The sequence below is a fragment of the Burkholderia sp. BCC0397 genome (assembly GCF_902832865.1).
In the GTDB taxonomy this organism is placed as follows: Bacteria; Pseudomonadota; Gammaproteobacteria; order Burkholderiales; family Burkholderiaceae; genus Burkholderia.
In genome coordinates this window covers 20,058-40,429 of sequence record NZ_CADFDL010000012.1, presented here as the reverse complement: position 1 = coordinate 40,429, position 20,372 = coordinate 20,058, and the positions used below count along the sequence as shown (strand labels likewise).

Annotated in this window: 18 protein-coding genes and 1 pseudogene; 9 read left to right on the top strand and 10 right to left on the bottom strand. The window is 69.6% G+C overall.

From position 1 onward, the window contains the following. Positions 1-11 precede the first annotated feature (11 nt). Positions 12-824: a DeoR/GlpR family DNA-binding transcription regulator gene (locus HWX03_RS28170; RefSeq protein WP_012493748.1), complete on the top strand. Its 813-nt coding sequence runs from the start codon at positions 12-14 to the stop codon at positions 822-824. Positions 825-858: 34 nt separating this feature from the next. Then, positions 859-1,398 carry a GNAT family N-acetyltransferase gene (locus HWX03_RS28165; RefSeq protein WP_175821313.1) on the top strand — a complete coding sequence of 180 codons (540 nt, stop codon included), beginning with the start codon at positions 859-861 and terminating at the stop codon, positions 1,396-1,398. 22 nt (positions 1,399-1,420) lie between these two features. On the opposite strand, the gene HWX03_RS28160 is transcribed toward HWX03_RS28165, so the two are convergent. Next, positions 1,421-1,642, bottom strand: coding sequence for a hypothetical protein (locus HWX03_RS28160; RefSeq protein WP_175873601.1), 222 nt, complete (start codon positions 1,640-1,642; stop codon positions 1,421-1,423). Between the two features lie 89 nt (positions 1,643-1,731). Here HWX03_RS28160 and HWX03_RS28155 point away from each other — a divergent pair, with 89 nt between their 5' ends. Continuing rightward, a complete protein-coding gene (locus HWX03_RS28155; RefSeq protein WP_175873513.1) occupies positions 1,732-2,784 on the top strand; it encodes an RNA-guided endonuclease TnpB family protein in 1,053 nt (350 codons plus the stop codon). Between the two features lie 40 nt (positions 2,785-2,824). Here HWX03_RS28155 and HWX03_RS28150 read toward each other — a convergent pair whose 3' ends face one another. Then, positions 2,825-3,157: a hypothetical protein gene (locus HWX03_RS28150; RefSeq protein WP_175821315.1), complete on the bottom strand. Its 333-nt coding sequence runs from the start codon at positions 3,155-3,157 to the stop codon at positions 2,825-2,827. A gap of 599 nt (positions 3,158-3,756) precedes the next feature. Between HWX03_RS28150 and HWX03_RS28145 the strand changes: the two genes are divergently transcribed. Then, positions 3,757-4,467: a response regulator gene (locus tag HWX03_RS28145; RefSeq protein ID WP_175821316.1), complete on the top strand. Its 711-nt coding sequence runs from the start codon at positions 3,757-3,759 to the stop codon at positions 4,465-4,467. A 67-nt stretch (positions 4,468-4,534) separates the two neighbouring features. On the opposite strand, the gene HWX03_RS28140 is transcribed toward HWX03_RS28145, so the two are convergent. The 8 genes and pseudogenes from HWX03_RS28140 to HWX03_RS28105 form a co-directional block, all read right to left on the bottom strand. Then, positions 4,535-6,184, bottom strand: coding sequence for an efflux transporter outer membrane subunit (locus tag HWX03_RS28140; RefSeq protein WP_175873512.1), 1,650 nt, complete (start codon positions 6,182-6,184; stop codon positions 4,535-4,537). Position 6,185: 1 nt separating this feature from the next. Continuing rightward, positions 6,186-7,778 carry a DHA2 family efflux MFS transporter permease subunit gene (locus HWX03_RS28135; protein WP_175873511.1) on the bottom strand — a complete coding sequence of 531 codons (1,593 nt, stop codon included), beginning with the start codon at positions 7,776-7,778 and terminating at the stop codon, positions 6,186-6,188. Between the two features lie 85 nt (positions 7,779-7,863). Beyond that, on the bottom strand, positions 7,864-9,270 hold the full coding sequence (locus tag HWX03_RS28130) for an HlyD family secretion protein (protein WP_175873510.1): 1,407 nt from the start codon (positions 9,268-9,270) through the stop codon (positions 7,864-7,866). A 390-nt stretch (positions 9,271-9,660) separates the two neighbouring features. After that, positions 9,661-10,143: a DUF1641 domain-containing protein gene (locus HWX03_RS28125; protein WP_175873509.1), complete on the bottom strand. Its 483-nt coding sequence runs from the start codon at positions 10,141-10,143 to the stop codon at positions 9,661-9,663. A 114-nt stretch (positions 10,144-10,257) separates the two neighbouring features. Next, entirely contained in the window at positions 10,258-10,737 is a 480-nt protein-coding gene (locus HWX03_RS28120; protein WP_175873508.1) for a BON domain-containing protein, read from the bottom strand. A gap of 181 nt (positions 10,738-10,918) precedes the next feature. Further along, on the bottom strand, positions 10,919-11,425 hold the full coding sequence (locus tag HWX03_RS28115) for a low affinity iron permease family protein (RefSeq protein ID WP_175873507.1): 507 nt from the start codon (positions 11,423-11,425) through the stop codon (positions 10,919-10,921). Positions 11,426-11,596: 171 nt separating this feature from the next. Further along, positions 11,597-11,926, bottom strand: a pseudogene (locus tag HWX03_RS28110) (FRG domain-containing protein); the annotation flags it as partial. 8 nt (positions 11,927-11,934) lie between these two features. Then, positions 11,935-12,318 carry a DUF305 domain-containing protein gene (locus tag HWX03_RS28105; protein WP_175873506.1) on the bottom strand — a complete coding sequence of 128 codons (384 nt, stop codon included), beginning with the start codon at positions 12,316-12,318 and terminating at the stop codon, positions 11,935-11,937. A 139-nt stretch (positions 12,319-12,457) separates the two neighbouring features. Here HWX03_RS28105 and HWX03_RS28100 point away from each other — a divergent pair, with 139 nt between their 5' ends. The 5 genes from HWX03_RS28100 (at position 12,458) to HWX03_RS28080 (ending at position 20,293) form a co-directional block, all read left to right on the top strand. Further along, positions 12,458-14,302, top strand: coding sequence for a thiamine pyrophosphate-requiring protein (locus tag HWX03_RS28100; RefSeq protein ID WP_175873505.1), 1,845 nt, complete (start codon positions 12,458-12,460; stop codon positions 14,300-14,302). A 301-nt stretch (positions 14,303-14,603) separates the two neighbouring features. Continuing rightward, entirely contained in the window at positions 14,604-15,665 is a 1,062-nt protein-coding gene (gene coxB / locus HWX03_RS28095; RefSeq protein ID WP_175873504.1) for a cytochrome c oxidase subunit II, read from the top strand. 13 nt (positions 15,666-15,678) lie between these two features. Further along, positions 15,679-18,318 carry a cytochrome c oxidase subunit I gene (ctaD, locus tag HWX03_RS28090; RefSeq protein WP_175873503.1) on the top strand — a complete coding sequence of 880 codons (2,640 nt, stop codon included), beginning with the start codon at positions 15,679-15,681 and terminating at the stop codon, positions 18,316-18,318. After that, positions 18,315-18,716 (top strand): cytochrome C oxidase subunit I, encoded by a 402-nt coding sequence (locus HWX03_RS28085; protein WP_175873502.1) that lies wholly within the window; start codon positions 18,315-18,317, stop codon positions 18,714-18,716. Before ctaD ends, HWX03_RS28085 begins: the two co-directional genes overlap by 4 nt. Next, a complete protein-coding gene (locus HWX03_RS28080) occupies positions 18,707-20,293 on the top strand; it encodes a cytochrome c (protein ID WP_175873501.1) in 1,587 nt (528 codons plus the stop codon). The genes HWX03_RS28085 and HWX03_RS28080 overlap by 10 nt, the downstream gene beginning before the upstream one ends. The last annotated feature ends 79 nt before the right edge of the window (positions 20,294-20,372 follow it).

Genomic DNA, 20,372 nt, shown 5'->3' with positions numbered 1-20,372 from the left:
CCGAAATGGACATGCCCGCTCACCGAGTGCCTCCGTCGCCCGCCGTCGATCACGCGCCGCTGCTTGTCGAGGAACGTCGCCGCCTGATCTGCGAGCTGGTGCGCGAACGGGAGAAGGTCACCGTCGAGGAGCTGGCCGAGCGGTTCGGCATTTCGCTCGTCACGGTGCGCAGCGACCTGAATGCGCTCGCGGCGGCCGGCGCGGTGCTGCGCACGCACGGCGGCGCGCTCGTGCTGCGCGAAAGCGACGAGGTGCCGATCGCGGTCAAGCAGAAGCTCCGTCACGCGGAGAAGGTGCGGATCGCGGCGGCGGCCGCCGCGCTGATCGGCGACGGCGAAACGATCCTGCTCGACTCCGGCAGCACGACCGAGGAAATCGCGAAGCAGATCCTCGCGATGAAGCTGCAGTCGCTGAATGTGATCACGAATGCGCTGAACGTGGCCGTGCTGCTCGCGGCCGCGCCGCACATCAACCTGATCATGCCGGGCGGGCAGCTTCGGCCGAATTCCTATTCGCTGTCGGGGCCGCAGGCCGTCGTCGCGCTGCAAGGGCTGTATGCGGACCGGTTGTTCCTCGGCGTCGACAGCCTCGATCCGGAGATCGGCCTGATGACGCCGCACCTGCTCGAAGCGCAGCTCAACGCGCAGATGCTGAAGATCTCGCGCCAGGTGATCGCGGTCGCCGATTCGTCGAAGCTGATGAAGCGCAACCTGTCCGTGATCGCGAGCGTCGAGCAGCTCGACATGCTGATCACCGACACGGGCGCCGACGCGGCCGTGGTCGACGACCTGCGCCAGCGCGGCATCGACGTGCTGACGGTCTAGCCGCCCGACATTCCCCTCTTTCCGGATACCCTCGATGCCACCCGTCTCGTCCCCGCCCGTTCTCGATACACCGCGCCTGATCCTCGAAGGCCATCCGCTCGGCGACTTCGACGCACTCGCCGCGATGTGGGCGGAACCCGGCGTCGTCGCACACATCTTCAACGGCGAACCCTCCACGCCGCGCGACTCGTGGATGCGCATGCTCGCGTATCGCGGGCTGTGGCCGCTGCTCGGCTATGGCTACTGGGCGATTCGCGAAAAGGCGTCGGGCCGCTATGTCGGCGATCTCGGCTTCGCGGATTTCCACCGGAACATCGAGCCACCGGTTCGCGGCGTGCCGGAAGCCGGCTGGGCGCTGGCGACGTGGGCGCAAGGCAACGGCTATGCGACCGAGGCGCTCGCGGCCGCGCTTGCATGGCTCGACGCGCAGCAGCGGTTCGAGCGCAGCGTGTGCCTGATCGCGCCAACCAATGTCGCATCGATCCGGGTCGCGGAGAAAGCCGGTTACGGCGAGCCGCAGCGCATCCGCTTCAACGACGCCGATTCGCTGATGTTTTCGCGCAAGAGCCGATAGGCGCGGCGAGCCGGCGGCCGAGTCAGTCGGCCACCGGTTCGTAGCAATGCATGAAGAGGCCGTCGTCCATCGGCCAGCAGTTGCCGCATTCATCGCGCAGGATCCAGTCGCCCGGCTTCACCGGCCGCCAGCCTTCCGGCGTCGCGACCGCCCACCTGCCGTGACGGCGCTCTACCCGTTCATGGTCGCCGTCGGCGAACCACCGTGTTGCATCGACGCGACCGGTGCGTTTCTTGAATTGCATCAGTTGCTCCGAGAAACCCCGTCCTTCAGGACGGGGAGGAAAGGCGTGCTGTTGACAGGCTGCTTCTTCCACGGGTTAGGATCACCGGCATGATTCTTGTCTACCGCTACCGGGTGAAGTCGCTCAACGGACTGCTCAACAAGCAGAGCCGTGCGGTGAACTACGTCTGGAACTTCTGCAATGACACGCAGAAGCACGCGCTCAAGTGGAGCAAGAAGTGGCCGACCGGATTCGACCTGAACGTGCTGACGACCGGCAGCAGCAAGGAACTCGGTATTCACTCCGGCACGGTCAACGCGACGTGCGAGCAATACGCGAAGTCGCGCAGTCAGCACCGTCGGCCCTACCTGCGCTATCGCGGCAGGAAATCGCTGGGCTGGGTGCCGCTGAAGGGGCGTGACCTGAAGCGCGAGGGTGACGCGTTCCGTTTCGCCGGCAACACCTTTCGCGTGTTCAACAGTCGACCGCTTCCCGAAGGCAAGATCAAGGACGGAACCAACTTTGCGCAGGATGCGCGCGGCAACTGGTTTCTCAACATCGTGATCGGGATGCCGGATGTTCAGGCTCGCCCAGTCCGTTCCGGTGTCGGCATCGATCTCGGCCTGAAAGACTTCGCCACACTTTCGACCGGCGAGAAGCTGCCCAATGACCAGTTCGGTCGACGAGCGGCGGAAAAGCTGGCGAACGCGCAACGGGCGCGAAAGCACAAGCGACATATCGCGAAGCTGCACGCGAAGGTCGCGAATGCCCGTGCCGATTTCCAGCATAAGCTCGCGCTCGATCTGGTGCGGCGTTTCGATTACATCGCGGTCGGCAACGTGTCGGCCGCGAAACTCGCCAGAACCAGGATGGCGAAGAGCGTCTACGACGCATCCTGGTCGTCCTTCCGAAACAAGCTCCGTTACAAGGCGATCGCGCACGGGGCCACGTTCGAGGAAGTCGACGAAAGCGGTTCGACCCAGTCCTGTTCGTCGTGCGGGGCGCAAGACAGCACGACGCGGCCGAAAGGTATCGCGGGACTGCGAGTAAGAGAATGGGCCTGCAGTGACTGTGGTGTCGAGCATGATCGTGATATCAACGCTGCGCTGAACATTCTCCGATGCGGACGTGCATCGCCAGGTGTGGGAATCCTCTCCCTTTAGGGAGAGGAGGACGTCAAGCCAGCACCGAAGGAAACAAATCTTAGTGTCGCGTGGCCGCGGCGCCGGCGTCGAGCGACCGCTGCTGCGCCCTCAGCGCGTTCGCTGCCGCGCGGGTCGCGTGCAACGCCGTCCAGCCCTCCGCGATGAGCGCCTCCAGCGTGTCGCGCGCGACGGTGGAGATCCGGACATCGATCTCCTGCACTTTCATCAGCGCCGACACGACCTCGTCCGGCTGATCGGGTGCAAGCGCAACGATGAACGCCGAACGCCTCTCGGCGGCCCGGACGGCCTCGCTCCAGTCGGCACGCGCCACCGCGGCTTCGATCGCATGCGTGAGTGACTCGAGACTCAGGACGACTTGCAACGGCGTCATTTCGCTTCCCCGTGAATCCCCGCGTGTCATTCGTACTGTCCGCTTGCCGGCCCGTCGGGAGCCGGCGCGGCGTCGATCCGACCCGCGCGCATCCGGTTCCGCACACGAGCAGCACAACTCGACGTGTCGTCGAAGCAGGCAGTCGATGCGACCGGGAAGCAGACGCCGCCGCAGTATGCGATGCGCGTAAGTCAGGTTCGGGAATTGTAGGGAGCGGGACGCGCCAACGTCGGTAATATTTTGTAATGATATGTCGAGTAACCTTGCCTGGCCTGGGTTCGGCCGGGGGCGAGCGAGGTTCGCGACGCCGGATTGGCGCAAACGTTTTCGTCTGAAGGATGGCCGGTCGCGCATCGTCGCGAGCGCCGCGCCGGATCTCGCATCGACCCGTCTCAACCTCACACGCGGCCCGGCATCGCTCATTCCGCGCTTTCCGCCCGGCAGCATCGATTTACTCATAGATAAGTTCACCGAACGATCCAGATTTCGTCACATTCCATCGGAATGTTGCGCAGTATCATCCACGTCGCTTCGGCTACGACGCGTTCGGACTGGGCCTGACCGCTCGCCACCTTCCCGTTTTGCCCCTTCGTTTACCGATGCCCATCCGAATCCTGCTCGTCGAAGACGACGTCCCGCTGTCCGCGTTGATCGCCGACTATCTGCGCAAGCATCATTACCAGGTGGACACGCTGTTCGACGGCGCCGGCGCGGTGCCGTCGATCGTCGCGAGCCGCCCCGACCTGGTGCTGCTCGACGTCAACCTGCCGGGCAAGGACGGCTTCGAGATCTGCCGCGAGGCGCGCATGCACTACGACGGCATCGTGATCATGATGACGGGCCGTGACGAACCGTTCGACGAATTGCTCGGCCTCGAACTCGGTGCGGACGACTTTCTCCGCAAGCCGGTCGAGCCGCGCCTGCTGCTCGCGCGGATCAAGGCGCAGTTGCGGCGCATGCGCGTGCCGGCGGGCGACCCCGTGCCGGATGCGCCGCAGCGATACGTGTTCGGCAAGTTCTCGATCGACCGGGCCGATCGCCGCGTGCATCTTCCCGACGGCAGCATGCCGCGTTTGACGTCGACCGAATTCGACTTGTTGTGGGCGCTCGTGTGCCGCGCGGGCGAGGTGGTCAGCCGGGAAGACCTGACGCTGCTGCTGCGCGGCATCGCGTTCGACGGCCTCGATCGTTCGATCGACGGCCGCATCTCGAAGCTGCGCCGCAAGCTGCGCGACGATGCGAACGAGCCGAAACGGATCAAGACGATCCGCTCCAGGGGCTATCAGTTCAGCAAGCACGCATGGGATTGAGGCCGCGCGTGGACCGACGGACGGTATTGCTCGAATGCGGCCCACGATGTCCGGCGCGCGCTCGCGGCTATTGCGCGCGAGCCATACCGGTATCCGCATTCGTATTCGTGCCCGCGCCGGCCTGCCATCCGCCGCCGAGCGCCTTGTACAGCGCGACGAGATCGGTGGTCGTCTGCAACTCGCCCTGCTCGGCCTGCTGTCGGCCCTCCGACCATTGCCGCTCGGCGTCCAGCACGTCGAGGAACGGCGACAACCCTTTCCGGTAGCGATCGCGCGCGAGGTCCAGCGCGCCCTGTTCAGCCTTCACCGCATCGTCGAGCGCGGCCGCGCGCGCCTGGTCGGTGCGGTACACGGCCAGCGCATTGTCGACGTCGCGCAGCGCGACGAGCACGGCTTGCCGGTAGGCGAGCGCCGCTTCGGCCTGGCGCGCCTGCGACAGCCGCAGGTTCGACACGAGCGCGCCGCCGGAGAAGATCGGCAGCGACACGGCCGGCCCGAACGCATAGAACAGATGCGACCAGTGCGCGAGTTCGCGCACATGCGACGCACGCAGGCCGACCTGCCCCGTCAGCGAAATGTCCGGATAGAACTGCGCGACCGCGACGCCGACGTCGGCGGTGGCCGCATGCAGCTCGGCCTCCGCGCGGCGGATGTCGGGGCGCCGGCGCGCGAGCGTCGACGGCAGGCCGACGGGTACGGTCGGCGGCACGTCCGGCAGCGCGCGCGGCGCGTCGAGCCAATCGTCGAGCGCGCCCGGCGCGCCGCCGACCAGATACGCGAGACCGTTGCGCAGCAGCACGATCTGCTGGTCGAACTGCGGCAGTTGCGCGCGAATCTGCGCGAGCCGCGCGTCGGCGCTGCGCACGTCGAGATCGCTCGCGAGACCGTGCGCGGCCTGCTCGCGCGTCAGGTCGAGCAGTTCGCGCTGCGCGCGTTGCAGGTCGTCGGCCAGCGCGCGCTGCGCTTGCGCGCCGCGCAGTTGCAGATAGGTCTGCGCGACTTCGGCCTCGAGCGACAGCAGCGCGTCGTCGCGGCTCGCGACCGCCGCGCTCGTCTGGGCGCCGGCCGCTTCGACCGAGCGGCGCACGCGTCCGAACAGGTCCAGCTCCCACGATGCGTCGAACCCGGCCTGCCACAGGTTGACCGGCGCTTCGAGCGCATCGAGCGCGCCGCGCGCGCCTTGCTGCACGCGTGCGCCGGTGCCCGGCCCGAACCGGTCGAGCGGCGAGCCCGGCGCGCCGAGACGATCGACGCGCTGGTCGATGCCCTGCTCCTCGACGATACCTTTCAGGCCGAGCTGTTCGCGCTGGTAGCTCGCGGTCGCACGCACGTCCGGCAAACCCTGCGCGGCGGCGGCGCGAACCTGCGCGCGCGCCTGGGCGATGCGCAGCACGGCGGCCTGCACGTCGAGGTTGTCGTGCGCGGCGCGCTCGACGAGCCGGTCGAGCAGCGGATCGCCGAACGCGCGCCACCAGCGCGGATCGGGATCGGCGTCGATGGTCGGCGACGATCGTGCGGCCACGCCGGATGCGGGGGTCGCCGCCTGCCCGTTCGCCCGCATCGCATGCCAGGTTTCAGGAACGTCCGCGTGCGGCGGCTGGTAGTCGGGTCCGACGGTGCAGCTTGCGACGATGGCGCATCCCGTGAATATCGTCACCGCGCGGCACGCGATCGTGTGAATCAGGGGGCGGTTGCGGTTGTCCCGATGCATGCGCATGTCAATGTCCTCCCGCGCCGCCCGCGGCCTTCGCCGGCGAGAACAGGAACGTCAGCGGAATGCTGAACGCGCAGAACACCGCGAGAATCGCGAACACGTCGATATACGCGAGGATCGTCGCCTGCGCGATGAAAGTCTCGTAGAGCCGCCCGCTCGCCGTCTGCAGCGCGGCCGACGGCTGCGCGCCCGTCAGCGCGCCGATCGTGCGCGCATTCTCCTGCAGCGCGTCCTGGAAGTTCTGCGACAGCGTCGACATGTGGGTGGACAGATGGGCCATGCGCGCCTGCGTGCGCTCGCGGATCAGGGCCGTCGACACCGAGATGCCGATCGAGCCCGCGACGTTGCGGAACATCGTGAACAGCGCGGACGCGTCGTCGTTGAGCCGCTGTGGCACGGTCAGGTACGCGAGCGTCGTGATCGGCACGAACATGAAGCCGATCGCGAGCGACTGCGCACACCGGATCAGCATGAGGTGCTGGTAGTCGATGTCGGGCACCAGCGTGCGCGAATAGATCAGCGAGCCGCACAACAGCACGAAGCCGAACCCGACGAGATAGCGCGTCTGCACGTGCGGCATCAGCCGGCTCACGAGCGGAATCTCGAGCGTGATCAGCAGCGCGCCGGGCGACAGCACGAGCCCGGCGAGCGTCGCCGTGTAGCCGAGACGCTGCTGCGCGAGCTGCGGCACGATCACCGCACTGCCGTACAGCACGGCCGCGAACGTCGCGATCGTCACGCAGCCGAGCGCGAAGTTGCGGTCGCGCAGGCACGACAGGTCGACCACCGGTTTCTTCGTGCGCAGCAGCCACAGCGTCGCGCCGGCCAGCCCGAGCGCGGACAGCACGGCGAAGACGCGGATGAAGTTCGAGCCGAACCAGTCCTCGTCCTCGCCGCGATCGAGCATCACCTGCAGGCAGCCGAGCCCGATCGCGATCAGCCCGATGCCGATGTAGTCGATGGATATCCCGCGTTCGGCGCCGCGCCGCCACGGCGGATCCTCGACGAGCTGCATCACCGCGAGCACGGTCAGCGCGCCGATCGGCACGTTGAGCAGGAACACCCAGCGCCACGAGAAATGGTCGGTGATCCAGCCGCCGAGCGTCGGCCCGAGCACCGGCGCCACGACGATCGCGATCGCCGAGATCGAGAACGCGCGGTTGCGCTGCTCGGGCGGGAACGTATCGAGGATGATCGACTGCTGGTTCGGCTGCAGGCCGCCGCCGAACAGCCCCTGCAGCACGCGGAACACGATCAGTTCGCCGAGGTTGGTCGCGACGCCGCACAGGAACGAGCACACGGTAAACGCGGCGATGCACAGCAGGAAGTAGCGCTTGCGGCCGAGCAGGCGCCCGAGGAATCCCGAGATCGGCAGCACGATGCCGTTCGCGACGAGGTACGACGTGAGCGTCCAGGTCGCCTCGTCGTAGCTCGCCGACATCGTGCCGGCGATATGCGGCAGCGCGACGTTGACGATCGTCGTGTCGAGCACTTCCATGAACGCGGCGAGCGTGACGACGATCGCGACGAGCCACGGGTTCGCGGCGGGACGCCATGCGCCGTTGGACGCGCCGCTGCGGTCGGGCGGCCGGTTCATCGGCGGGCCTCGCGAAGCGGGAACGGCATGCGGGTATCGGGCATCGGATCGCTCCGGTCGAAACCGGCCGCGGCACGGCGGCCGGTCATTTCAGGTGAACGGTCGGCTCGACCGACAGGCCGAGACCGAGCGGCGGACGGGTCGGCAGCGGGCCGTCGAGCACGATCTTCACCGGCACACGCTGCACGATCTTCACGAAGTTGCCGGTCGCGTTCTCGGTCGGGAACGCGGAGAAGCGCGAGCCGCTGCCGAGCTGGATGCTGTCGACGTGGCCGTGCAGGTCGAGATCGGGATACGCGTCGACCGACACGTCGACGCGATCGCCGATGCGCATGCGCTCGAGCTGCGACTCCTTGAAATTCGCGGTGATCCACACGCGCGGCGTGACGATCGAGAAGATCGACGTGCCCGGTTGCAGGAACGTGCCCAGTTGCACGTTGCGCCGCGTGACCCAGCCGTCGGACGGCGCGCGCATCTCGCAGTACGACAGGTTCAGGTTGGCCGTCTCGAGCTGCGCGCGCGCCTGCAGTACCTGCTGGCGGCGTTCCTCGACGGCCGTCTCGGCCTGCCGGATCTGCTGCGGCACGAGGCTCGCGGTGCGCGCCTGCGCCTGGGCCATCGCGACGTTCGCGTCGGCGGTCGCGCGCTGCGCGTCGGCCGCGTCGATCGCCTGCTGCGAGGTTGCGCGCGCATCGACCGCACGCTGCCGCCCCTGCGCGGCGAGCGCCTGCCGGTACGCGGCTTCCGCCGATTCGATCTGCGCGCGCGCCTGCCGGTACTGGGCCGGATACTGCACGCGCGCGATGTCGAGCTGCACGCGCGCCGCGTCGAGCTGCGCCTGCGCGAGACCGAGCTGCGCCTGCGCCGCGTCGACCTGCGCGCGGTAGTCGCGCGGATCGATCTCGACGAGCACGTCGCCGCGCCGCACGAAGGTGTTGTCGTCGACCGCGAGCCGCGTCACGTAGCCGGACACGTGCGGCGCGACCGTGACCGCGTTGCCGTCGGTGTACGCATCGTCGGTGCTTTCCTGGTTGCGCGTCGCAAACCACCAGACGAGCCCGCCGACGAGCAGCACGAACACCACCGCGCCGAGGATGATCAGCGGCTTTTTGCCGGGTCGCTTGCGTTCGCCGTCGCCGTTGCTGCCGTCTCCGTCGCCGCCGGTGCGGCCGCCGCGATCGTCGTGCGGATGGTGGTCGCCGCCACCGCCGCCCTGCGCGTCGGTCGAGCGCTCGCCGTTGCGGCTTGGGGCGGCGCCCGCGCCGCCGGACTGGCTGTCGCCCGCACGGGCGACCGCGGTCGGCCGACGCTCGGGCGCCGGCGCGAACACCGGCCAGGGCGCGTGTAGCGGCGTCGACACGGCGACACCGGCCATCGCCGGCGCGAACGGGTCCGGCGCGCCGGCGCCGCGCCGGCCGGGTGTCAACGCGCGCCGGAGCGCGACGCCAAATCGCTCACGAACGGATAACGGGCACAAGATCGCATCGGGCATGAAACGGGGCTCCAGGCGGCGGCCGCGGGCGTCATTGCCCGCGCCGACCTCAAGCGCGCGATCCAGCAAACAGCGGGCCCGCCGCCAGGGTTCGTCGGGCCGCGGCACGCCCACGCCGCCACCTCGCAGCGCACACGCCCCCGCCGAAGGCAAGCCAGCCGAGGCGGAAGGCGGGACGCCGCCACCTCGCGCGCCATCCGGCGAACACGGCGGGCTCGCAATAGCCGCTCATCGCACGAAATCACCGCCCGAACGGCCCCGACAGGTGGCTGCAGAAATGACAAGCCGTTGAAAAATCGCGGACGCAGTGGCCGGCGAGCGCGCCGCCGCAGCGCATCATCCGCCAGTTCGCGGGCCTGGGCGCCGCGTGCGGCCTGCAACCGGCGCCGGTCACGCGTCTTTCGTCGTCTCGTCGAGCCCGGCGACCGGCGACCGCGGCTCGCGTGCGAGCCCTTGCGCGAACACCTTCAGTCCTTCCAGCAGCGGCGTCAGCGCATCCCACAGCGCCTCGTCGTGCAGCAGCCGGTAGATGCCGCGCACGCCGGGTGCGACATGCTCGTGCTGCGCCGGCTGCCAGGCGCCTACGTGATGCAGCGCGTCGGCCGCCGCGAACGCGGCGCGGCCGAACTGTTCGGGCGGAATGCGCGATAGCGCGGTCACGAGCATCGCGAGATTCTGCATGCCGCTCTGCATGCCGGGCTTGTCGAGCGCGTCGACGAACGTGTCGGCCAGTCGCGCGTTCGCGCTGACCACCTCGTTCGCGAAGCGCAGGAAGCCGTGCCGATGCAGGCTGCCGAGCAGGTGTTCGAGTGCGTCGTGCGCGCCGGGCTCCGGATGCGGAGGCGTCGTGTCGGGGGGCTGGCGTTCGGTCATGGGCTTGCTCCGGTTGGGGCGCCAAACTGCCGTCGTGCCGGCAGCCGTGCGTGCGCCGAATGCGTGTCGTACTCGTTCACCGCCCCCCCGCCGGTGCGGGCAGCCGCGGCCGCGTCAGTGCGAATGACCGCCGGGCGGCGCCTTGTATTCGCTGCGCGCGCCCAGCGCGTCCTCGACGTGATGCACACCATGCAGTGCGGCGACGCCGTCGATCAATGCCTGCCGTTCAGCCTCCTCGACCTGTCCGGTCAGGCACACGTTGCCGTGCTCGACGCTCACGTCGATGTCGCGCGGGCGAGCGACGAGCCGGCCGAGCGCCGCACGCACGCGCTCGGCGACCTGCACGTCGCTCGCATCGCCCGCGAGCCAGTCCGCCCGCAGGCCGGCGATCGCGCCGCGCGCACGGTCGGCCGCCCGCTTCGCCTGCGTATTCGCATAATCGGCCACGCCGTGCCGGCCCGCAACCGCCTTGTCGCGCAGATAGGCGCGGCGGCGCCGGCCGGACGACGGATCGAGGAAGTACATCGCGGCCGCCCCGCAGGCGACGGCCACCGCAAGACTCAACAACGGATTCGAAGGGGTTCTGGCGTTCATGGAAGCACCGTAGGCAATACCCGGAACAGCCGGGCTTCGTTTCGGGGTGCAGCACGTGCCGTTCCCCGGCGCGAGCGTCGCGTGCGATCCGTCGCGCCGCGATGCGGCGCCAGAAACGACAAGCGTTTGAAAAATCCTCGGGCCGCGCATCGCTCGATCGGAAGACCAGAGGATCGGAAGATCAGGATTCGGGCGGCGTGTCGGCCGTTTCCGCGCGCTTCCCGCCCGGCTCGTCCTCGCCACGCTCGGCCGCGCGCTGCGCCATCTCGAGGTAGGTCTGCGCCAACGCGCGCAATTCCTCCTCCGACGCATCCTCGATCCCGATCAGCCGGTCGCTCGCCGCGCGCGTGACCGCAAGCAGTTCGTCGAGCTTCAGGTGCAACGCCACGCTGTCGCGATTCTGGTTGCGCTGCAGCAGGAACACCATCAGGAACGTAATGATCGTGGTGCCGGTATTGATGACGAGCTGCCACGCGTCGGAGTAATGAAACAGCGGCCCGCTCACGAGCCACAGCACGGTGATGGCGACCGCGCTGCCGAACGCCACCGGCGAGCCGGCCCAGGTGGTCACGCTCGACGCGAAACGTTCGAACGCGCGGGTGACGGGGTGCCCAGCCGGCCGGGAACCGGCACCGGGCTCGCACGTCATGTCGCGACGGCCGCTCGGTGGTTCGTGGGGTTCGCGCATGAAAGCCTCCCGGATTCGATGGTCTGTTTGAATGCGCGCATGAACCGCCTCACCGGCCGCCGCAAACCGGACGCAAGCGGGGCCGCTCGGGGTGCGGTCCCGTGTGCGCGCCGTCGAGACAAGCGACAAGCATCGCGCGTGCCCGGCCCGCACGCCCATGCGGCCGCGGCTTTACCGCGGTGCGTGCGGGTCCTCGTCGTCCGGGAAATAGCGCGTGTCGGTCAGCTGTGCGATGCCGTCGTGATCCGGAAAGATCGTCGCGATGCTCACGCCGACGCCGGCAAGCTCCTGCCGGATCGTCGCGAACCGGGTGCCCGGCACGGCGATGCGCATGAGGCGGGCCACGAAGTCCGCGTGCTCGTCGAGCGGCACGAAGCGCTCGGCGCCAGCGTCATGACAGTGAATCTTGAACCAGCCGTCCTGCGCGGCGATCCTCGGCATCACGTGGCGCGGCCGGAACACCTTGGTGCGCGCGCCCGCCAGCGGCGCGCGCCGCCTCGCATCGCGGTTCACGGCGTCTTGCCGTGCTCCTTCTGCCTGCGCTCCATCAACGCGATCTCGTCGCGCTGCGCGGCGACGATCCGGCTCGCGAGCTGCCGCAGCGTCGGGTCTTTTCCGTATTTGAGCTCGACCTGCGCCATGTCGATCGCGCCCTGGTGATGCGGCGCCATGTGCGCGACGAAATCGCGGTCGGCGTCGCCCGTGTACGGCGCGCTGTCCATCGCTTCCATCATTTTTCGGTCGGCGCGCTTGAACGCCTGCGTGGACGAGTCGGGCACGCTGACCGGATTGGAAGGGCGTAACTGTCCGGCCGCGGACAGCGCCGACGCGCACGCCGCCAGCAATGCGCAGGTGGCGCAATGGCGCAGGGATGAACGGTTGAACGCAGGCATGAGACGGTTCCTCGATAACAAAGTGGCTTGCTTCTCCTTGCGGATGCCGCGTGCAACCGCCGTGCCCGACGCACGCGGCGCGGCACGTGCCTTGCGTGGCAGCCTCGCATCGGCTCATCCCGAACCAAGGAGAAACGGCATGGCGACAGTGGCGGATTTCATCGTCGAGCGGCTGTACGAGTGGGGCGTGCGCCGCATCTACGGCTACCCGGGCGACGGCATCAACGGCTTTTTCGGCGCGCTGAACCGCGCGGGCGGCAAGATCGAATTCGTCCAGGCGCGCCACGAGGAGATGGCGGCCTTCATGGCGTCCGCGCATGCAAAATTTACAGGCGAGCTGGGCGTGTGCGTCGCGACCTCGGGCCCCGGCGCCGCGCACCTCGTGACGGGCCTCTACGACGCGCGGCTCGACCACATGCCGGTGCTCGCGATCGTCGGCCAGCAGGCGCGCGCGGCGCTCGGCGGCCACTATCAGCAGGAAGTGGATCTTCCGGCGCTCTACAAGGACGTTGCGGGCGCATTCGTTCAACTGGCGACGGTGCCCGGCCAGGTGCGCCACCTGGTCGACCGCACGGTGCGCACCGCGCTCGGCGCGCGCACGGTCACCGCGCTCGTGCTGCCGAACGACCTGCAGGAACTCGACTATGCACCGCCGAAACGCGCGCACGGCACCGTGCATTCGGGGGTCGGCTATACGGCGCCGAAAGTCGTGCCGTATGAGGACGACCTGCGGCGCGCGGCCGACGTGCTCAACGCGGGGTCGAAAGTCGCGCTGCTGGTCGGCGCCGGCGCGCTGCGCGCGACCGACGAGGTCATCGCGGTGGCCGACCGGCTCGGCGCGGGCGCCGCGAAGGCCCTGCTCGGCAAGGCCGCGCTGCCCGACGACCTGCCGTGGGTCACCGGCTCGATCGGGCTGCTCGGCACCAAGCCGAGCTACGAGCTGATGACCGAATGCGACACGCTGCTGGTCGTCGGCTCCGGTTTTCCGTATTCGGAATTCCTGCCGAAGGAAGGCCAGGCGCGCGGCGTGCAGATCGACCTGAAGGCGGACATGCTGAGCCTGCGCTACCCGATGGAAGTCAACCTCGTCGGCGACAGCGCCGAGACGCTGCGCGCGCTGCTGCCGCTGCTGAACGAGCGTCGCGACACCGCGTGGCGCGACCGGATAGCGAAATGGAACCGCGACTGGCGCGACACGCTTGCGGCCCGCGCGGCCGCGAAGGCCAGCCCGGGGCGCGGCGTGAATCCGCAGCGCGCGTTTACCGAGCTGTCGCCGCGCCTGCCCGACGACGTGATCCTGACGAGCGATTCGGGCTCCTGCGCAAACTGGTATGCGCGCGACCTGATGATGCGGCGCGGGATGATGGGCTCGCTGTCCGGCGGGCTCGCGTCGATGGGCGCCGCGGTGCCCTATGCGATCGCCGCGAAATTCGCGTATCCGGTGCGCCCGGTGATCGCGATGGTCGGCGACGGCGCGATGCAGATGAACAACATGGCCGAGCTGATCACCGTCGCGAAATATTGGCGCCAGTGGCCCGACCCGCGCTGGATCTGCATGGTGCTGAACAACGAGGACCTGAACCAGGTCACGTGGGAGCAGCGCGTGATGGAAGGCGACCCGAAGTTCGACGCGTCGCAGCAGATTCCGAACGTGCCGTACTACCGCTTCGCGACGCTGCTCGGCCTCAACGGCATCTACGTCGACGATCCGGAACAGCTCGGCGCCGCGTGGGACGAAGCGCTCGCGTCCGACCGGCCGATCGTGCTCGAAGTGAAGAGCGACCCCGAGGTGCCGCCGCTGCCGCCGCACGTGACGCTGCAGCAGGCGAAGCATTTCGCCGAAACGCTGGTGAAAGGCAACGCGCGCGAAGCCAACGTGATCGTGGAGACCGCGCGGCAGGTGCTGTCGTCCGTGCTGCCCGGCAACGCCGAACACGGCGACAAGAGCGGCAAGGGCAGCAAGGGAGGGAAAGGCGAATCGTAAGCAAGGCAAGCGCGCGGGACGGCGCGGCGGCACTGGCGCACTAGTCGATGTCCGTCGTCCCGCCCGTCGCCCGGCAGCGCGAGCGCCGCATTCACGAGCCCGACCTGCTCGAGCGTGAACGAAAAATTCCCCGGCGCGTGCCGTGAACGGTCGCTCAATTTACAAGCCGGCTGTAACGCACCGGCCGTAGCGCGCGCCATCCCGCCCCCCCACGGCCGCATGCGTGCGCACCGCGTGAGCACGAAACTTGCTCCGCCGCGAACGGCTTTCGTCATGCCGCCGAGTTCGGCAAGGAGTCGCGTTGCTCGTTCCGCTGCCCAGGAAAACGCGTCATATCGCACGCATCGCGCCATTCGCGTGGGCGGCCGCGCCGATGGTCGCGCGCGCAGCCGCCGAACTTGCGGAGCCCGGCAATCCCGCCGCGCCGCTGCCGCTCGCGTACGTCGTGCACGCGGCCGGCCCCGCCGCGCAGCCGGTTTTCGTGCTCGGCTGGGCGCTGCTCGCGCTGTGCATGTTCGTCTGCGTCGCGATCGCCGTGCTGCTGCTGATCGCGCTGTTTCGTCGGCGCACGCAGGCGGGCGGCGGCCACGGCAGCGGGCTGACGATCGTGACCGTGGGCTCCGCGATCTCGATCCTGCTGCTGTTCGGCGCACTGGTATACATGCTGCGCGTGCTGGGCACGGTCGCGGTGCCGCCGCGCCCGCCGGCGCTCATGATCGTCGTGACCGCGCAAGACTGGTGGTGGGCCGTCCGTTATCCGGACGATGCGGGCGGCCCGGGCTTCGTCACGGCGAACGAGATCCACATTCCGGTGGGCGAGCCGATCGCGATCGAACTGAAGAGCGCCGACGTGATCCACGCGTTCTGGGTGCCGCAACTCGCCGGCAAGACTCAGACGATTCCCGGCCAGACCAACCGTCAATGGTTGCAGGCCGACCGGCCGGGCATCTACCGCGGGCAATGCTCGCAATACTGCGGCGCGCAGCATGCGCACATGGCGTTCGAAGTCGTGGCCGAGCCGCCGGCCGCGTTTCGTGCGTGGCTCGCCGCGCAGCGCCAACCGGCCCAGCCGCCTGCGGCCGGCGCCGGCGCCGAACGGCGCGGCCAGCGCGTGTTCGCCGCGCGCTGCGCGGGCTGCCACGCGGTGCGCGGCACCGATGCGGCGGGCGGCGCCGGCCCCGATCTCACGCACGTCGGCACGCGCCGGCTGCTCGCGGCCGGCACGCTCGACAACACGCCGGACAACCTGCGCCGCTGGATCGCGCATGCGCAGCAGATCAAGCCGCAGTCGCTGATGCCGTCGATCGCGCTCGCGCCGCGCGACGCCGACGATCTCGCCGCGTATCTCGCGACGCTGCACTGAACCGAGGATGCCGATGGCCATTGCCCGCGACACGCCCGCCCCGCTCAGCCGCGTACCCGATCTCGGCGAAGCGCCGCCCGGCTCCGCGCACGAGCGCGCGCTGGCCGAGCTGTGGGAATCGGAGCCCGGCTGGCGCGGCTGGCTCGGCACCGTCGATCACAAGCGCATCGGGCTGCGCTACATCGTCACGGCATTCGCGTTCCTGCTGCTCGGCGGCATCGAGGCGCTCGTGATGCGCATCCAGCTCGCGCGACCGAACGCGACCGTGCTCACGCCCGCGCAATACGATTCGCTGTTCACGATGCACGGCGTCACGATGATCTTCCTGTACGCGCTTCCGGTTCTATCGGGCTTCGCGAACTACCTGTGGCCGCTGATGCTCGGCTCGCGCGACATGGCGTTCCCGCGGCTGAACGCGTTCTCGTACTGGGCGTTCCTGTTCGCCGGGCTGTTCCTGTACGCGAGCTTCCCGCTCGGCGCGGTGCCGGACGGCGGCTGGTTCAACTACGTGCCGCTCACGTCGCTCGACTACAGCGCCGGCGCGAACATCGACATCTATGCGCTCGGGATGATCCTGCTCGGCATCTCGACGACGGGCGGCGCCGCGAACTTCGTCGTCACGCTGCTGCGGATGCGCGCGCACGGCATGTCGATCGACCGGCTGCCGATCATCGTATGGGGCACGCTGACCGCGTCGGTCGCGAACCTGGTCGCGGTGCCGTCGGTGAGCCTCGCGTTCCTGCTGCTGTGGCTCGACCGCAATGCCGGCACGCACTTCTTCGACGTCGCGCATGGCGGCCGGCCGCTGTTGTGGCAGCACCTGTTCTGGATGTTCGCGCATCCGTGGGTCTACGTGGTCGTGCTGCCGGCGATGGGGATCGTGTCCGACGCGCTGCCGACTTTCTGCCGGCGGCCGCTCGTCGCGTACGAGGCCGTCGCGGTATCGACGGTGGCGACGATGCTGATCGGCTTCGAGGTGTGGGTCCACCACATGTTCGCGACGGGCATCGCGCCGCTCGCGCTCGCGTTCTTCGGCGCCGCGAGCATGCTGATTTCGATTCCGAGCGCGGTCGCGGTGTTCGCATGGATCGCGACGATCTGGACCGGCCGCCCTGTATTCCGCACGCCGTTCCTGTATTTCGCGGGCTTCGTGCTGATGTTCGTGATCGGCGGCGTGTCGGGCGTGATGACCGCGGCCGTGCCGCTCGACTGGCAGCTCACCGACACGTACTTCGTCGTCGCGCACCTGCATTACGTGCTGCTCGGCATCAACGTGTTCCCGGTGCTCGGTGGCGTCGCGTACTGGTTCCCGAAGTTCACCGGGCGGATGATGAACGAGCGGTTCGGACGCCTGACCTTCTGGGTCGTTCTGATCGGCTTCAATCTCGGCTTCTTCCCGATGCACGTCGCCGGGCTGCTCGGGATGCCGCGCCGCATCTATACCTATCCGGCCGGGATGGGCTGGGACACGTCGAACCTGCTGACGACGATCGGCTCGTTCGTGTTCGGGATCGGCATCGTGATGTTCGTCGTCAATGCGCTGGTGAGCGCGCGGCGCGGCGTGCGCGCCGGCGACAACCCGTGGGGCGCGGCCGGCCTCGAATGGTCGGTCGCGTCGCCGACGCCCGTGTACAACTTCGCGGTGCTGCCGCTCGTCGCGTCGCGGCATCCGCTGTGGGAAACGCGCGACGATCCGACCCGCACCAGCCTGCGGGTCGGCTACCGGCTCGCGGCGGGGCGCGAGGCGCTCGCGGTCACGCCGCTCGGCGCGACGCCAAGCGCGATCCTGAAGATGCCCGAAGACAGTTGCGTGCCGTTCGTGCTCGCGCTGCTGGCGACCGCCGTGTTCGCGGCGATGCTCGCGCGCTCGCCGACCCTCGTCTGCGTGGCCGTCGCCGGTTGCGCGATCGCCACCGCCGTCTGGCTGTGGCCGCGCCGCGAACTCGGACAACGCGCGCGCCTGCCGGCCCGCGCCGACACGCAAGCGCCCGCCGCGGCCGCCCGGCCGCATCCGGACGAGCCGCCGTCGGCGACGGCGCCGGCCGGCGCGCCGGCCGCATGCATCGAGCCGCTGCCGGTCGGCAGTTGCGGCGAGCGCGCGGGCGGCTGGTGGGGCGTGCTCACGCTGATCGTGACCGAGGCCGGGCTGTTCGGCTACCTGCTGTTCTGCTACTTCTACCTGCAGTCGCAGGGGGCCGCGCCGTGGCCGCCCGAAGGAATGCCGAAGATCGGGCTCGCGGCCGTCAACACGGTCGTGCTGCTGTCGAGCAGCGTGTTCGTGTGGCTCGCCGAGCGCGCGGTGCGCGCCGACCGGCAGGCGCGCGCGGTCGCGATGCTCGTCGTCGCGCTGGTGCTCGGCACCGCGTTCGCGCTGGTCCAGCTGCACGAATGGCGCGACCATCCGTACGGCCCGACCGCGCACCTGTACGGCAGCCTCTACTTCACGATCACCGGGTTCCACCTCGCGCACGTCGTGGCCGGCCTCGCGATCCTCGCGCTGCTCGCCGGGTGGACGGCCGCCGGTTTCTTCGGCCGCGAGCGACGCGTCGCGCTGACGGTCGGCGGGCTCTACTGGCACTTCGTCGACATCGTGTGGCTGTTCATCTTCACCGCGCTGTACGTATCGCCATTCTGGCTGAGGAGCACCGGATGAACGACGCCCGCCGCGCGTGGACACCGCTGCTCGCGATCGCGGCCGGCCTCGTCGGCGCGCCCGCGCTGTGGTTCGCGCAGATGCTCGTGTCGGAGACGCTCGCGTCCACCGCGTGCTATCCGCTCGGTGTCGCGCAGGCCGCGCCGCGCTGGGCGCACATCGGCGTGTGGCTCGCGCTGATCGCCGTGGGCGCGTTCGCGCTGGCCGCGGCCTGCGCGACGTGGCTCGCGCGTGCGTGGCGGCACCGGCACGAAGCCGACGCGCCTGCCGTCGCGCGCGACGACAGTACGCGCTTTCTCGCGCGTTGCGGGATGCTCGCCGCGCTCGGCTTCGTGATCGGTCTCGTGTTCACGGGGATCGTCACGGCTTTCGTGGGGCCTTGCAGCCCATGGCGCTGATCTCGTTCGCTGCGTGCATCGTGCCGGGCCGCCGCGCGGGTGTCACGCTCGCGGTGTGCGTCGCGCTCGGCGCATGCGACATGCAGCCCGACGACCACGCGGCCACGGCCGGCGACACGGCCGGCGCCGCGTCGGCGACGGAAGCGCCAGAGCCTGCGTCGGGCTGGCGGTTCGTGCGGATTCTCGCGTCGGCGGCGTCGGCAGTCGATGCCGGCGCGTCGATGTCCGCTCGCGCGCGAGACGATCCGCGGCTTTCTCGGTCGCGGGAGGCGGCAGCGCCGGGTTCGGCAGCGTCCGGGGCTTCCGCCCCGCCGCCGGACACCGCTTCCGCTTCGACCGCCCGCCGCCCGGTGATCGCCGCGGCGGCCGCGAGCGCCGACGCCGCGACGATCGCGCGCGGCCGCTATCTCGCGCTCGCCGGCGATTGCGCCGCGTGCCACGACGCGGCCGACCATACGCCGTACGCGGGCGGCCAGCCGGTGAATTCGCCGTTCGGGCCGATCTATGCGCCGAACATCACGCCGGACCCGACGCACGGGATCGGCCACTACACGCTGCGCCAGTTCGACGATGCGTTGCGGCGCGGCGTGCGCGCGGACGGCAGCCGGCTGTATCCGGCGATGCCGTACCCGTCGCTTGCGCACCTGAGCGACGACGACGTGCGTGCGCTGTATGCGTATTTCATGCGCGGCGTCGCGCCGTCCCCGAACGCGGCGAAGCTCACGCAGCTGCCGTTTCCGTTCAACCAGCGCTGGGCGCTCGGGCTGTGGAGCCTCGCGTTCGCGAACCGCGACCCGTTCGCGCCGCAGCCGTCGCAATCGGCGGAATGGAATCGCGGCGCATATCTCGTGCAGGGGCTCGGCCATTGCGGCGCGTGCCATACGCCGCGCGGGCCGGCCTACAACGAACGCGGCTACGACGAGCGCAGCCCCGCGTTCCTGACCGGCGGCATCAACGATCACTGGTTCGCGCCGAACCTGACCGGCGCGGACCCGGACGGCCTCGGCCGCTGGTCGGCCGACGACATCGCCGCGTTCCTGCGCAGCGGCCATGCGGCGCGCGGCGCGGTGTTCGGCGCGATGGCGCCGGTCGTCGGCGAAAGCACCGCGTTGCTGACGGATACCGACCGCCACGCGATCGCCGTGTACCTGAAGTCGTTGCCGGCGCAACCGACTGCCGCGACGAATCCGCTGGGGGTCGGCGTCCCGCGGCTGACGGCCGCCGGCCCGCGTCCGGAAAGCGGCCAGCAAGCGCCCGGGGCCGGTGTGTATGCGGGGTTCTGTGCGCGTTGCCACGGTGCGGACGGCACGGGCGTGCGCGATCACGGGCCGGCGCTCGCGGGTAGTTCGATCGTCGTGGCGGCCGATCCGACGAGCGCGATCCGGATCGTCGTGGAAGGCGCACGGCCCGCGCCCGGCAAGCCTGGGCCGGTGCAACGGATGCCCGCGATGCGCGGTGCGCTGACGAGCGGCGAGATCGCGGCAGTGGTCAGCTACGTGCGCGGTGCGTGGGGGAATCGGGCCGCGCCGGTGTCGGAGCAGGAGGTGAGGCGGTTGCGGGGGGCGATACATCGGTAGCGGCGTGCTGCGCGCCGGGCTTCCCGCGCAATGCCGACCGGATCAGTACGGGCGGGCCGGCGCGAAGTTTGCAGCCCCG

Bases quoted from the DNA above. Each gene is read 5' to 3' on its own strand.
- HWX03_RS28105 (WP_175873506.1), bottom strand. From the start codon at position 12,318: ATGCCTGCGTTCAACCGTTCATCCCTGCGCCATTGCGCCACCTGCGCA.
- HWX03_RS28130 (WP_175873510.1), bottom strand. From the start codon at position 9,270: ATGCCCGATGCGATCTTGTGCCCGTTATCCGTTCGTGAGCGATTTGGC.
- HWX03_RS28140 (WP_175873512.1), bottom strand. From the start codon at position 6,184: ATGCGCATGCATCGGGACAACCGCAACCGCCCCCTGATTCACACGATC.
- HWX03_RS28115 (WP_175873507.1), bottom strand. From the start codon at position 11,425: ATGCGCGAACCCCACGAACCACCGAGCGGCCGTCGCGACATGACGTGC.
- HWX03_RS28135 (WP_175873511.1), bottom strand. From the start codon at position 7,778: ATGAACCGGCCGCCCGACCGCAGCGGCGCGTCCAACGGCGCATGGCGT.
- HWX03_RS28160 (WP_175873601.1), bottom strand. From the start codon at position 1,642: ATGCAATTCAAGAAACGCACCGGTCGCGTCGATGCAACACGGTGGTTC.
- HWX03_RS28085 (WP_175873502.1), top strand. From the start codon at position 18,315: ATGAACGACGCCCGCCGCGCGTGGACACCGCTGCTCGCGATCGCGGCC.
- HWX03_RS28100 (WP_175873505.1), top strand. From the start codon at position 12,458: ATGGCGACAGTGGCGGATTTCATCGTCGAGCGGCTGTACGAGTGGGGC.
- HWX03_RS28150 (WP_175821315.1), bottom strand. From the start codon at position 3,157: ATGACGCCGTTGCAAGTCGTCCTGAGTCTCGAGTCACTCACGCATGCG.
- HWX03_RS28125 (WP_175873509.1), bottom strand. From the start codon at position 10,143: ATGACCGAACGCCAGCCCCCCGACACGACGCCTCCGCATCCGGAGCCC.
- HWX03_RS28145 (WP_175821316.1), top strand. From the start codon at position 3,757: ATGCCCATCCGAATCCTGCTCGTCGAAGACGACGTCCCGCTGTCCGCG.
- HWX03_RS28165 (WP_175821313.1), top strand. From the start codon at position 859: ATGCCACCCGTCTCGTCCCCGCCCGTTCTCGATACACCGCGCCTGATC.
- HWX03_RS28155 (WP_175873513.1), top strand. From the start codon at position 1,732: ATGATTCTTGTCTACCGCTACCGGGTGAAGTCGCTCAACGGACTGCTC.
- HWX03_RS28080 (WP_175873501.1), top strand. From the start codon at position 18,707: ATGGCGCTGATCTCGTTCGCTGCGTGCATCGTGCCGGGCCGCCGCGCG.
- HWX03_RS28120 (WP_175873508.1), bottom strand. From the start codon at position 10,737: ATGAACGCCAGAACCCCTTCGAATCCGTTGTTGAGTCTTGCGGTGGCC.
- HWX03_RS28170 (WP_012493748.1), top strand. From the start codon at position 12: ATGCCCGCTCACCGAGTGCCTCCGTCGCCCGCCGTCGATCACGCGCCG.
- ctaD (WP_175873503.1), top strand. From the start codon at position 15,679: ATGGCCATTGCCCGCGACACGCCCGCCCCGCTCAGCCGCGTACCCGAT.